Consider the following 13473-nt stretch of genomic DNA (forward strand, 5'->3'; position numbering starts at 1 on the left):
TTCGGTCGTATAAATCGGGAGAATATTTAATGGTGCTGATGATCGTCAGCGGTCGTTCTGGTTCGGGCAAATCTGTTGCATTACGCGCGCTGGAGGACATGGGTTTTTACTGTGTTGATAACCTGCCGGTGGTGTTATTACCTGAATTAGCGAACTCACTGGCCGATCGCAACATGTCTGCGGCGGTCAGCATTGACGTGCGCAACATGCCAGAGTCGCCTGAGATTTTTGAGAAAGCGTTGACCAGCCTGCCGGCAAGCTTCTCGCCGCAGCTGCTGTTTCTTGACGCCGATCGTAATACGCTTATTCGCCGCTACAGCGACACGCGACGCCTTCATCCACTCTCCAACAAGAACCTGTCGCTGGAGAGCGCCATCGATGAAGAGAGTGACCTGCTGGAGCCGCTGCGTTCACGTGCTGACCTGATAATCGACACCTCTGAAATGTCGGTGCACGAACTGGCGGAGATGCTGCGCACCCGCTTGTTGGGTAAACGCGAGCGTGAACTGACAATGGTGTTTGAATCCTTTGGCTTTAAACACGGTATTCCGATCGATGCCGATTATGTCTTCGACGTACGCTTTCTGCCGAACCCGCACTGGGATCCGAAACTGCGTCCGATGACCGGTCTGGATCGTCCGGTAGCGGCCTTCCTCGATCGCCATACTGAAGTTCATAACTTTATCTATCAGACCCGCAGCTACCTTGAGTTATGGTTGCCGATGCTGGAAACCAATAACCGCAGCTATCTGACGGTGGCAATCGGTTGTACCGGTGGTAAGCACCGCTCGGTGTATATTGCTGAACAGCTGGCCGATTATTTCCGCTCACGCGGTAAAAACGTACAATCGCGTCACCGTACGCTGGAAAAACGTAAATCATGACCGTCAAGCAGACCGTAGAAATTCAGAACAAACTTGGCATGCATGCGCGACCGGCGATGAAGCTGTTTGAGCTGGTGCAGAGTTTTGATGCTGAGGTGTTGCTGCGTAATGAAGCCGGGACTGAAGCCGAAGCCAGCAGCGTGATTGCGCTGCTGATGCTGGATTCTGCTAAAGGCGGCCATATTGAAATTGAAGCCAGCGGGCCAGAGGAAGAACAGGCATTATCGGCGGTAATCGACCTGTTTAATGCCGGTTTCGACGAGGATTAACCACGAAATCCAAAGGGCGGCGTTCCATTCTTGCCGCCCTTATCAAGAATGAACCCTCATCCTCAATCCAGTTTATGCTCGCGCAGGAAGCCTTCTCCACCCAGCTGCCGCATCTGGCGCATTATCCACTGCTGACGTTGCCGTACATAACCTGAAGGCGCATCTGCCTTAAAACGCAGTGGGCTGGGCAGTACTGCCGCCAGCAACGCTGCTTCTGACTGCGTCAGGGCGCTGGCCGGTTTATGAAAATAGCGCTGCGCGGCGGCTTCGACACCGAAAATTCCCTCACCAAACTCCGCTACGTTAAGGTACACCGTCAGAATGCGGCGCTTGGTCCAGACCACCTCAATTCCCAGCGTCAGCCCGGCCTCCAGTCCTTTACGCAGCCAGCTACGTCCGTCCCAGAGAAACATGTTTTTCGCAGTTTGCTGGCTCAGAGTTGATGCGCCCCGAACCCGACCCGAACGCTCATTATGATCAAGCGCCGAGGCAATCGCATTCATATCGAATCCCCAGTGGGTCGGGAATTTTTGATCTTCCGCCGCCATCACTGCCAGCGGCATCCATGGCGAAATTTCATCCATCCCCACCCAGTCGGAATGGGCAACATAAGTAAAATCGCCCTGCAACCAGGCTCCCAGCTGCCGCTCAACCATCACCGCTGAGAAAGGAACCGGCAGAAAAGCAAACAGCAGAATACCTGCAACCCACACCGCGGCCACTGCCAGCACCGCGCGTAACAGCCAAATCTTCAGCCGTTGTAGCAACTTTCCCCGACGCTTTTTCATGCAATCATTTCCACCACGCGTTTGACCAGCTTATCGATTCCTCTGGCGGCTTCATCCATTGAGCTGGCCAACATATATGCCGGAGTAGTAATAATTTTATGTTCTTCATCAACAACAATGTCATCGACCGGGCAAGGAACGTGAATTCCTCCCATTGCTTCAATCACTTCCGCGTAATTGGAATCGGTTCCAATGGTGAGACGAATCGGTGCGTCGATCAGCAAAGGCAGGATCGCCGGGGCGATACAGATGCAGCCAATTGGTTTGCTTTGCTTATGAATTTCCTGCGTAAGCTTTTGCAAATTTGGCTCAATGACGCAGTCCGCACCGGCGAGAGCAAAGCTGCTTAAGTTCTTTGCCGCACCGAAACCACCTGGTAAGATCAGTGCATCAAGTTGCGAAGAATCAGCTTGATCAATAGGTAAAACTTTGCCTCTGACAATTCGGGCAGATTCCACTAAAACGTTACGTGACTCCGGCATTTCCTCGCCAGTAATATGATTAATTACATGAAGTTGCGGTTTATCTGGCGCAAAGCAAATCGCCGTCGCCCCGGCCCGCTCAATGGCCAACAGAGTTAAGACGGTTTCGTAAATCTCACTGCCATCAAAAACGCCACAACCGCTTAAAACCACACCAATACACTTCATAAATTAATTCCTTACTTGACTGTGCCAGCAAATTGATGTTTTCTGTGTGGAAACGCTGTTCCATATCACACATTTTAATGAATCTTCCTACAAGTCTTATGAGATTTGTTAAGGTGGTTGGACCGTTTTAACCAATACCGCGCCTTGGCATAACATTGATTCCTATCAGAATAGCCGAGGCGGTGATTTCCCTGGTGTTGGCGCAGTATTCGCGCACCCCGGCCTCGGTCGGGGTCATTTTTTCTCAGCGTCCTGAACCCATTCGCGCAATACATTGACGTCGTGTTGCCACTCCTGCTTCAGCTCATCAATCCACTCCTGCACGTTATCCCACCAGGCTGGCAGTTCCGGGCTTTGAATCTGTTTCGCTATCTGCTGCAAATGCAGTAAGCCGACCGATCCGGCAGCACCTTTGATTTTGTGCCCCTCTTCGGCGATGCCCTTCTGGTCACGTGCCATCATATTGGAGTCGAGCACCTCCAGATAACCCGGCATCATCTGTTCAAACATCGCCAGACTTTGATGAATCAGTGATGGCCCCACCAGTTCGATATACTGTTCCAGCATCGGCACATCCAGTAATGCCAGCTTCTTCTCATCGACCATACCGCTCTCCACAATTTCGTCGGCCTGCTCGCAATCCCAGAACTTCTTGATCATCGCGGTAAGTGCCGGCACCGCCAGTGGCTTGCTCAGCACCTCATCCATTCCGGCATCAAGGTACTCACGCTTGTCTTTCAGTACGTTGGCGGTCAGCGCCACCAGCGGCGGCAGATGCTGTCCGGCAAAACGCTGATGAATTTCACGCGCCACATCCAGCCCGGTCATATCCGGCAGTTGAATATCCAGCAGTACCAGATCAAACTCTTCCGGCTGGAACATCGCCAGCGCTTCAGTGCCCGTCATCGCCACTTCGACGCTATTACCCAGTTTCTCCAGCACCGAACGCGCCACGACGACATTCAGCTCAATATCCTCAACCAGCAAGACATGCAGCGCTGGCAGTGGCATTTCGTTCTCCGGCTGCTCGTCTTCGACTTCGCCGGCCACCCGTGGCGCATTAATCTCCATACTGAAGCAGGAACCCTGCCCTGGAGCACTGTGCACGGTGATATCACCACCCATGCTCTGTGCCAGCCGGCGTGATACCGCCAGTCCGATACCGGTGCCGGTCGCAGGCTTGCCCCCGTGCTGATCCTTCACCTGATAATACATGGCGAAAATTTTGTCCTGCTCATCCTGCGGGATGCCCATTCCGGAATCCTGCACGTCAAAACGCAGACGATCGCCGTCGTGATATTGCACCCGCACGACGATCTCGCCCTGTTGGGTGAACTTCACCGCATTACCAATCAGATTCCACAGGATCTGACGCAGCCGCGTACCGTCGGCAATGATCTTATGCGGCAGTGGCAGCTGCGGTGCCATGACAAATTTCAGCCCTTTCGGCTGTGCCAGCAGCCCGGATAAATTTTCCAGATCGGCGAGGAAACCGGTGAAATCAAGCGGTTGATTATCCAGCTGCACTTTGCGGCGCTCGATTTTATCCATCTCGATCACATCGTTAAAAATATTGCCGAGCGTAATAGCGGAGACATGAATGGTTTTCAGGTATTTCAGCTGTTCCGGATTCAGTTCGGTATCCAGCAGGATACGGCTCAGGCCGACGATGCCGTTAAGCGGCGTACGCAGCTCGTGGCTGATGGTAGAGATAAAAGTGGTCTTCTCCCTGCTGGCATTCTCCAGCGCGTCCTGATAGCGCTTGCGTTCGGTTATATCGCGTCCAAAGCCCATCAGCCCGCTACGTTTACCAACCCGGTCGTAGTACGGCACTTTCCGAATCTCAAAACAGGCTTTACGACCGTCGGGATATTGCAGCCACTGTTCGTAGGTCAGCGAGACGTTATGGCGGAAGACTTTCTCATCCGTCTCCAGCACTTTGGTGGCGGCTTCATCGTCATAGACATCTTTTGGCGTCAGGCCAATCAGCTGCTTCTCGCTTTTACCAATCAGCAATTCCATCGCGCGGTTACAGCCGGAAAATTGCTGATCGATATTGCGGTAAAACACCAGATCGGGCGAGGCATCCAGAAACGAGCGCAGAAAAGAGGACTGTTGCTCCAGTTCGATTTGCGCCTGCTCGCGCCGCGCCATCTCCTCTTTCAGCTTGGCCATCACCTGCAGACGCGCCTCTTCCGCTTTTATACGGTCGGCAATCTCCTGATTGAGCTGGCTGATATTCTCTTTCATCTGCTGGTTAAGCTGGAGATCGCGGTTGCGCATCTCCTCAAGTTTATCCACCAGCCGCGCCAGACGCTGGCGTGACTCTTCAAGCTGTTCAACCACTACCGAAAGGAAATAGACCGCCCACGGTGTGATCAGCAGGCCGAAAAACACCGATCTCACCAAATCAATACTTTCAACATGGCCGCGCAAGAGCATGGTCACTGCCATCTGCACGATCATCGCCAGCACTACCAGCGCCGAGGCCAGCAACAGTGAAAAGCGCACCAGCCCCAGTTTCACCATCAAATCAACATAATACTGCGCCAATAAACGAATTTGTTTCATAACAGCTTCCTTCCTGGTCAACTGGGACAATCATATCTTACTTTGACTTATTGCGCGGTGCTGCCCGATCGGCTAATTAAGACCGGGTTTTCGCACCAAACTGGTGCAGATTACGCGCCAGTTTGGTGCGAAGCCCGCGCCGGACGCGGCCTTTATGCAATTACCACAGGAAAGCTATTGACTAATTTTTGCAAGCGCATAATCTGATGAGCCGCCTGGATAAACAGGCGATTCTGCGCAATTCTTGCTTTTCAATACGATGACCTTGTCCTGTCGTCTGGCCTCCCCATATCGAAACGAATAATCATTCATCTTTAGCGAAATTTTAATCAGTTTCAGCATGATTAATTTTACTAATGATGTGCAGCTATTTACTTCAAATATGCACGCGACAGAAAAACAGTTTCATCCGGTGTTTGCGAGGGATTTATCAGCATATCATGCTGTAATTATTGCCGGCACCAGCATGGTGCAGGTATTTGCCGTCTGCACTATAGTGAGTCAGCTCACACTTCTCTGACAGTTCCCACCCGGCTAACAGGGATAAAAATAAGCACTAAACCTATATTATTCAATCAAATAGACTTATTAAGGACTAAAAAGGCATAAGTAAGAACGCTATTTGACCTCAGTACGCTTTCCCGATAAGTTGGAAATCCGCTGGATGCATTTCTGACGGGTCAGTGTCTCGACATATCTATGCAGCAAGAAGACTCCCTCATGATGCAAGTTATCTCCATTTAAGAGACCCGGAAATTAGAGAGCAAGCCCCCACTCATGGACGTTTTCAACTTTCTCTAAGTGAAATGTTTTGAGTGACGGCGCCCGCTTGTTAGCGCTCAAAAAAATGATGCAGAATCCGCTCAGGCTGACGCGACGGCGCTCTGTGTTTGAAACAATAAAAGTAATGTCAAAGCAGTAATTTAAGGAGGCCCTCGATGTCCAATCAAACCCCGTATCCCTATGGCTTGTATGATCCATCAAAAGAAAGTGATAGCTGTGGCGTGGGTTTTATTACACGTAAGGACGGCGAGCAAACCCATGAGATACTGCAAATGGCGCACAGTGCGCTTTGCACCGTACCTCACCGCGGCGGTATGTCTGCTGAAGGCGTAGGTGACGGCGCAGGGGTCAACGTCGATATTTCGTTGCGCTTCTTCCAAAAAATTACTGGCCAGCCGCTGGAGTTTGGACGTTTCGGCGTCGGAAACTTCTTTGTGCCCAAAGATCCGGCGCTGCGTGCCAATGCCGAGCGCCTGGTCGAAGATACCTTCGCCGCCTGTGGTTTTGCGGTGATGGTTAAACGTGACTTGCCACTGGATGCCAGCGTACTGCGCCCGGCCGCAATCCAGTTCCAGTTACCGATCGTGCAGTGGGTGTTTACTGCCCCGCAGGACGTCGACAATCAAAATAGCTTTGAGCAGCGTATCTACCGCGCGCTGCTGGATATTGAGTCACGCGCCTTTACCGAAAGCGAATTTGGCGGTCTGTATCCGCTGTCGCTCTCTTCACGCACCCAGGTGCTGAAAGCGCGTCTGAACTCGAATGAAGTCATCCCTTACTTCAAAGATCTGACCGATACCGATCACCAGGTGCGCGGACTGTTTTTCCATACCCGTTTTTCTACCAACACCGATCCGCACACCACCATGGCGCAGCCGTTCCGTCTGATGGCGCATAACGGTGAGCTGAATACCGATCGTAAAAACCGTATTGCTGAAGCCGCGCTGGCACTGGCGCGAGGAAAGAAAATTGTCCGTCCGAAAGGGCAGTCTGACAGTTCACGCCTTGACCAAAGCATCCAAAGCCGCCTGATGGAAGATAATCTCGATCTGATCAACGCGGTGGTTTCTATGATGCCGCCAGCCTGGGAAAACGACGACTCGCTGTCTGACAACGTCCGCGCAATGCTGGAGTATTTCTCTTTATATGAAGAGAAAAATGATGGCCCGGCGGCGCTGATTTTCGGTAATGGCGAAATCATCGGCGCACGTCTTGACCGCCTTGGTCTGCGTCCGCTGCGCTCAGTGGAAACCGCTGAGTATATCGGCGCGATGTCAGAAGCAGGTCAGATCGCCTTCCCACCGGAAAGCGTATTACGCCGTGGACGTATCGAAGCGGGCGGCATGCTGTATTACGATCACAGCGAAAAACGCAGCTACACCACGCTGGAAGCGCTGGAAAAACTGGCAGCGGAAAAAGATTATCCGGCCCTGCTGGAGCAAGCGCGCGTAACCTTAAGCGATCTGCCGGTGGTGCCTGCCGAGCAACAGGGTTCGCCACTGCGCTACAGCGGCGATCTGAAGGCGTACCAGCGTTTTGTCGCTTACTACTACAACCAGGAAAGCTTCAAATTTATGATGGACCCGATGTTGTCTACCGGAGCTGAAAAGATTTCAGCAATGGGTTACGGCAACGCAATTAACGGGTTATCCGATCATGAAGGCGGCATGGCGCACTACTTCTCCCAGCGTTTTGCCCAGGTAACCAACCCACCGCTGGACTCCATCCGTGAGGCCGACGGCATGACCCTGCGCGTTGCGTTGGGTGCCAAACCGCATCTGGGCCGCAGCAAGGGGCGGCAGATTATTGTGCCAACGCCGATCCTGACGCATCTGGACATGCTGCAGTTGCGCGAGCAAAAAGTGGCACCTTATGCACGTTTCGAAATGCTGTACCAGCCAGTGACCGGCACTGATGCGCAAAGTCGTCAGGACAATGCCCGCGCGCTGGAACAAGCCATCGACGATCTGGCACAGCAGGTGGTGGATTTTGCCCGCGCACAGGGCGGGATTGCGGTGATTACCGACCGTCATATCTCCTCTACCCGCGCAGCGATGCCGATGCTGCTGGTGGTTTCCGCGATTAACCAGCGTTTAGTGCAGGAAGGGCTGCGCCTTGATGTTTCACTGGTGGTGGAGAGCGGCCAGAGCATTTCATCACACCATATTGCCGCCACCCTCGGCTTTGGCGCATCGGCGATTTATCCGCTGGGCGTGCAGATGCGTGCCGAAGAGAAATACGGCGAAGGCGAAGAAGGCAATAAGGCGTTTAAACGCTATGCCAAAGCCGCTGAAAAAGCGCTGATGAAAACCATGGGTAAAGTCGGCCTGTGTACCGTGGAAAGCTACAGCTGCGGTGAATTCTTTGAGCCGAACTTCCTCGATACCGACGATGCGGTATTGAAAAAATACTTCCCGAATATCAAAACGCCGGTCGGCGGCGCCAGCTTTGCCACTATCGCTCAGATGGCGGTGGACTGGCATCAAAGCGCGCTGAAGATCAAAGGCGAGTCTGAAGTGCCGCTGTTGGGCCTGTTTAAAGAGCGTGCGGAGGGTGCGGGTCACTCCTATGGCACCATTGCGGTGCGTACCTTTATTGATATGACTGAGCAGCCGATTCGCTTCGCCGATAAGCCGCGCGAGGACGATCAGTTCATTCGCCTGCTGACGCTGGCTAAGCTGGATAACGCCTTTAATATCAAAGCAAAATCTTTTGCCGACAGCAGCTTTGAGCGCATTCCCAATGAGGTGATCGACAACTTCACCATCACGCCGGATTACCGTCAGTTCTCCAGCCTGATGCATGAAGAGCGTAAACGTCGCCCGGCGGCACTGCGCGATATTCTCGCCTTCCCGGCTGATTTGACCCACGTCGACAGCCTGGCGGAATTCTCACGTAAGCTGGGCCGTTACTCACTAATCAACAACGGCTTCGCCGTTCGCGGCCTGGTGTGCGAAACCCATGCGGATAACGCTGGCCTGTTCACCCTGCGCCTGACTGACGCTATTGAAGGGCTGAAGCCAGAAGCTGAGCGCCTGGCTGCGCTGTCGACCGCGCTGAAAAACCGCTTTGCGGCGGATATCAAGCACACAGAAATTGTTGCCGGTGGCCTGCAAGTCAGTGCGCATGGCAAGGCGGCAGACTATCTGTCACGGATTTTCACCACCTCCCCTTCACTGCCGTTAAGTGAAGTGCAGCCTGCCAGCGAAATCACCCGCACCTTCGCCTCCGGTGCGATGAGCCACGGTGCGCTGGTTGCTCCGGCGCACGAAGCGGTCGCGCACGGCACCAATATGGTTGGTGGCATGAGCAACTGTGGTGAAGGCGGCGAGCACTATTCGCGTCACGGCACGATTCGTGCCTCACGCATTAAGCAGCTGGCGTCCGGCCGCTTTGGCGTCTGGGCTGCCTATCTGGCCGACCCGATGCTGGAAGAGCTGGAAATTAAAATCGGCCAGGGCGCAAAACCGGGCGAAGGCGGTCAGTTACCGTCAGCAAAAGTGACGGTAGAAATTGCCGCAGCGCGTGGCGGCACGCCTGGCGTCGAGCTGGTTTCACCGCCTCCGCACCACGACACCTACTCGATTGAAGATTTGGCGCAGCTGATTCATGACTGTAAAGCGGCACGAGTGCGAGTGATCGTCAAACTGGTTTCCTCAGAGGGCATTGGCACCATCGCGGTCGGCGTAGCGAAAGCCGGCGCGGATGTGATCAATGTTGCGGGTAATACCGGCGGAACCGGTGCGGCTTCGGTCACCAGCCTGAAATATACCGGACGCGTGGCAGAAATCGGCATTGCCGAAGTTCATCAGGCGCTGTGTGCCAACGGTCTGCGTGAAAAAGTGATTTTACGCTGCTCCGGCGCACAGCAAACCGGTAGTGACGTAGTGAAATCTGCTCTGCTCGGTGGCGATAGCTTTGAGTTCGGTACTACCGCGCTGATGATGCTGAAATGCGTGATGGCGAAAAACTGCAACGTTAAATGTCCGGCGGGCCTGACCACCAATGCCGAAGCCTTTGATGGCGATCCGCGTCAGCTGGCACAGTACTTTATTAATGTCGCCCAGGAAGTGCGCGAAATGCTGGCAAGACTGGGCCTGCGCTCGCTGCGTGAAGCGCGTGGTCGCTCCGAGTTGCTGCATCTGATGGATCATCCGCGTGAAGTCGGCAAGCTTGACCTGCGTGCAATGCTGACCGTGGTGCCTGAGCAGAAAATTGCCCATCCGGTCTATCTGGAAAAAGATTTTGAACTGGATGAAGGCTGGTTAGCCCTGCTGAATGGCTCACTGGTGGCTCAGGGCGCGACCAATATTCAGCTTGGTGATGGCATTACGCTGAACAACCGCCACAAGAGCGTGGGTGGGCAGCTGGCGATTGATATTGAACGCATGCTTAACCACCAGCTGGATGAGGCGCAGCTGCAGAACATGCCGGCAGCACTGTGTGACGATCGCGGACGCCGTTATCTGGCGCCGGCCACCGTCGCGATCGCCACGTCCGGCTCAGCCGGTCAGTCGTATGGCGTATTCTGTAATGACGGTATGCAGCTGACTCATAGCGGCACCTGTAACGATGGTGTCGGCAAAGGCCAGTGCGGCGGTGAAATTATTGTGCGCTCACCGGGCGGCGGCTCGCAGGATACGGATGGCAACGTGCTGATTGGTAACTTTGCACTGTTTGGTGCCACCGGCGGACGCCTGTTCGTGCAGGGCCAGGCGGGCGACCGCTTTGCGGTGCGTAACTCCGGTGCGACTGCCGTGGTCGAGGGCGTTGGTGATTTCTGCTGCGAATATATGACCAATGGCGCCATCCTCAATCTCGGGACGTTCGGTAAAGGATTTGGTAACGGTATGAGCGGCGGCTTCGCCTACCAGTACGACCCGTACGGCGCATTAGCGGCTCATGCCGCAGGTGACTCGGTGCTGTTTGGTTCGATCGCGGATGACGATGAGATGGCAAAAGTGCACAAACAGGCGGTGCTGACAATGCTGAACTGGCATCTGGCAGCGACCGGCTCTGAGCGTGCGGCCTGGTTACTTGAGCACTGGGAGAGCGAGTGCCAGCACTTTGTCTACGTGATGCCGCGCTCGCTGCTGCTGTATCAGGACAGTGCTGAAATTCTGAAGGCAAAAACCCGTAAGGATCTGCTGGAAGAGTTGTCTACGGCACTGGCCAGCCATCAGGTAGCCAAATTTAAGAATGCCTGGCGCAACCGTACCACTATCGCCAATGGTGCAGTACCGAGCTATGGTGCAACCGACACGCCAGAAATGTTCGTGTTGCTTAACAACTACACCGTGCTCAGTACCGTACAACAGCTGGCGCTGTCGCGCTTGCCGAAGGGAACCGCTGTCGAAGATCCGGCAGTCGAAAAAGCGGTACGTAACCTGCTGATGACTGAAGATTTTGCGCTTATCAGTAAGTTGCAACGCCATGCCCGCTCGGCGATTGAAAACTACAGTGATGAAGAACTTTCGTGCCTGATTGCCGCCAAGCGTATGGCGGATTACAAAGCGGCACTGACGCAACGCAATATTCGCTCAATGGACAGTCTGGCTACTTACGGCTGGATCATTTATCAGGATGCACGTAACAGAGAGGTTCTGGGACGACTGCCTGACTTTGAAGAGCTGTTTGCACGTGCAGCACTGCCGGAATTAGCTGCGGCGGTCGGGAAATTATCCTGATTGCCAGCAATGCTGAATGTGAATATTGACTGAACATGACGAAAACGGGATTGAGTACAGAAAACCGATGAAGATTCCTTATATTCCTGAAGATGCGCCATTTAATGGTGAGCAGAAATATTGGCTGGCGGGCTTCCTCGCTGGCTTACATTCACGCCTGCTGGTACTGGAAGACAAGCAGCAGACTAACGCCGGTGCTGCAGCCGCGGCGACCACCCAGTTGCATATCCTGTTTGGTTCACAAACCGGTAATGCTGAAGCGCTGGCACAAAGCGCGGCGAAAGCGGCACGCGCTAAAGGGCTGGTTCCTGTGGTGCAGGGGCTGGGTGAAGTCGATGTTGAAGTGTTCGCCACCATGCGTCATGTTCTGATCATCACCTCTACCTACGGCGAAGGTGAAATGCCGGATAACGCCCAGCTGTTCTGGGACGCCATTTCCGCCAGCACCGCACCGCGTCTTGAACAGATGCATTTTGCCGTACTGGCGATTGGCGATACCGGCTACGATGGCTTCTGCCAGGCGGGTAAATTCTTCGACATGCGCCTAGAGCAGTTGGGTGCAAAACGCGTTACCGATCGTATTGACTGTGACGTGGACTATGAAGAGCCTTCCGAAACGTGGATCGGCAGCGCGATGCCACAGTTTGCTGCCAGCGCTGGCAGCAGCGGTACCGCACTGGAGAACTTACCGGAAGAACCGGTCATTCCGGGCAGCAATAAACAGAATCCGTATGCTGCGGCGTTGATAACCAATAAACGCCTTTCCGGTGCTGATTCCGGTAAAGATATCCGCCACTTTGAATTTGATCTGAGCGAGAGCGGACTGAAATACGAAGCTGGTGATGCGCTGGGCGTATTCCCGGTGAATGACGCGGTATTAGTGAAATTACTGCTGACCCAGTTGAAAGCAGACTATGACACGCCGGTCCCTGGCTTCGACAGAAACTTAGGTGACCTGTTAACCTACCAGTTCGAAATTTCTGAACCTTCACGTAAGTTGATCGACTGGGTGGGTCAGAACACCACGAATCAGGAACTGCGTCACGTTCTGCAGCATGATGACAAAGATGCGATGGGCGTCTGGCTGTGGGGTAAAGACACGCTCGATCTGCTGCAACTGGAGCTGACCCGCTCACTGAGCGTGCCTGAATTTGTTGCGCTGCTGCGTCCGTTACAGCATCGTGCTTATTCGATCTCCTCCAGCCAGAAAGCGCATCCAAATCAGGTGCACCTGACCATTGCATCCGTGCGCTACCACAGTTCAGGGCGTGCACGTAATGGTGTTTGCTCAACTTATCTGGCCGAACGCGTTGGCCGTGGTGAGAAGCCAGCAATCTTTATCTCACAAAATAAAGCCTTCCGTGTACCGGCAAATGCCGATGCGCCAATGATTATGGTCGGCCCTGGTACCGGTATCGCCCCGTTCCGCGCCTTCTTGCAGGAGCGCCAGGCAACCGGTGCCACCGGTAAGAACTGGCTGCTGTTTGGTGACCAGCATCAACAGCATGATTATATCTATCAGGATGAGCTGGCAGAATGGCATCAGAGCGGACTGCTGACCCGACTGGATCTGGCATTTTCACGCGACCAGTCAGAAAAAATCTATGTGCAGAACCGCATGCTGGAACAAGGCGCTGAGCTGTTTGCCTGGCTGGAGCAAGGCGCTTACTTCTATGTTTGTGGCGATGCGTCGCGTATGGCCAAAGACGTCGATCATGCGCTGTATGAAGTCATTGCCCGCTTTGGTGGCCTGTCAGAAGAAGGTGCCGCGGAGTATGTCGATAAACTGAAGAAAGAGAAGCGCTATCTGCGCGACGTCTATTAATCTCAGCTGAATGTCT

General features: G+C 53.8%; 7 protein-coding genes. 4 read left to right on the plus strand and 3 right to left on the minus strand.

Annotation, left to right across the window (positions count from 1 at the left end; translation table 11 throughout):
* Positions 1–29: 29 nt before the first annotated feature.
* A complete protein-coding gene (gene rapZ, locus ACP3TC_RS19250; protein WP_313855326.1) occupies positions 30–884 on the plus strand; it encodes an RNase adapter RapZ in 855 nt (284 codons plus the stop codon).
* On the plus strand, positions 881–1153 hold the full coding sequence (gene npr / locus ACP3TC_RS19255; protein WP_052898258.1) for a PTS phosphocarrier protein NPr: 273 nt from the start codon (positions 881–883) through the stop codon (positions 1151–1153). The genes rapZ and npr overlap by 4 nt, the downstream gene beginning before the upstream one ends.
* Positions 1154–1215: 62 nt before the next feature.
* Here the strand turns inward: npr and mtgA are convergent, their stop codons facing one another.
* The 3 genes from mtgA to arcB all read right to left on the minus strand — a co-directional run bounded on the left by mtgA (position 1216) and on the right by arcB (position 5162).
* Positions 1216–1941: a monofunctional biosynthetic peptidoglycan transglycosylase gene (gene mtgA, locus ACP3TC_RS19260; RefSeq protein ID WP_313855325.1), complete on the minus strand. Its 726-nt coding sequence runs from the start codon at positions 1939–1941 to the stop codon at positions 1216–1218.
* Positions 1938–2591 (minus strand): isoprenoid biosynthesis glyoxalase ElbB, encoded by a 654-nt coding sequence (gene elbB / locus ACP3TC_RS19265; protein ID WP_313855323.1) that lies wholly within the window; start codon positions 2589–2591, stop codon positions 1938–1940. The genes mtgA and elbB overlap by 4 nt, the downstream gene beginning before the upstream one ends.
* Positions 2592–2825: 234 nt before the next feature.
* Entirely contained in the window at positions 2826–5162 is a 2337-nt protein-coding gene (arcB, locus tag ACP3TC_RS19270) for an aerobic respiration two-component sensor histidine kinase ArcB (RefSeq protein WP_313855321.1), read from the minus strand.
* A 938-nt stretch (positions 5163–6100) separates the two neighbouring features.
* Here arcB and ACP3TC_RS19275 point away from each other — a divergent pair.
* Together ACP3TC_RS19275 and ACP3TC_RS19280 are read left to right on the plus strand one after the other, a co-directional pair.
* The gene (locus ACP3TC_RS19275; protein ID WP_426817066.1) at positions 6101–11632 is read left to right on the plus strand and encodes a glutamate synthase-related protein; all 5532 of its coding nucleotides are present in this window, start codon (positions 6101–6103) and stop codon (positions 11630–11632) included.
* A gap of 67 nt (positions 11633–11699) precedes the next feature.
* Positions 11700–13457: a sulfite reductase subunit alpha gene (locus tag ACP3TC_RS19280; RefSeq protein WP_313855319.1), complete on the plus strand. Its 1758-nt coding sequence runs from the start codon at positions 11700–11702 to the stop codon at positions 13455–13457.
* Positions 13458–13473 lie beyond the last annotated feature (16 nt).

Source organism: Winslowiella sp. 2C04 (assembly GCF_050037805.1).
GTDB classification, from domain to species: domain Bacteria; phylum Pseudomonadota; class Gammaproteobacteria; order Enterobacterales; family Enterobacteriaceae; genus Erwinia; species Erwinia toletana_A.

What these genes read in the sequence shown, in the direction of transcription:
- rapZ (WP_313855326.1), top strand. Translation starts at nt 30, where the DNA reads ATGGTGCTGATGATCGTCAGCGGTCGTTCTGGTTCGGGCAAATCTGTT.
- npr (WP_052898258.1), top strand. Translation starts at nt 881, where the DNA reads ATGACCGTCAAGCAGACCGTAGAAATTCAGAACAAACTTGGCATGCAT.
- mtgA (WP_313855325.1), bottom strand. Translation starts at nt 1,941, where the DNA reads ATGAAAAAGCGTCGGGGAAAGTTGCTACAACGGCTGAAGATTTGGCTG.
- elbB (WP_313855323.1), bottom strand. Translation starts at nt 2,591, where the DNA reads ATGAAGTGTATTGGTGTGGTTTTAAGCGGTTGTGGCGTTTTTGATGGC.
- arcB (WP_313855321.1), bottom strand. Translation starts at nt 5,162, where the DNA reads ATGAAACAAATTCGTTTATTGGCGCAGTATTATGTTGATTTGATGGTG.
- ACP3TC_RS19275 (WP_426817066.1), top strand. Translation starts at nt 6,101, where the DNA reads ATGTCCAATCAAACCCCGTATCCCTATGGCTTGTATGATCCATCAAAA.
- ACP3TC_RS19280 (WP_313855319.1), top strand. Translation starts at nt 11,700, where the DNA reads ATGAAGATTCCTTATATTCCTGAAGATGCGCCATTTAATGGTGAGCAG.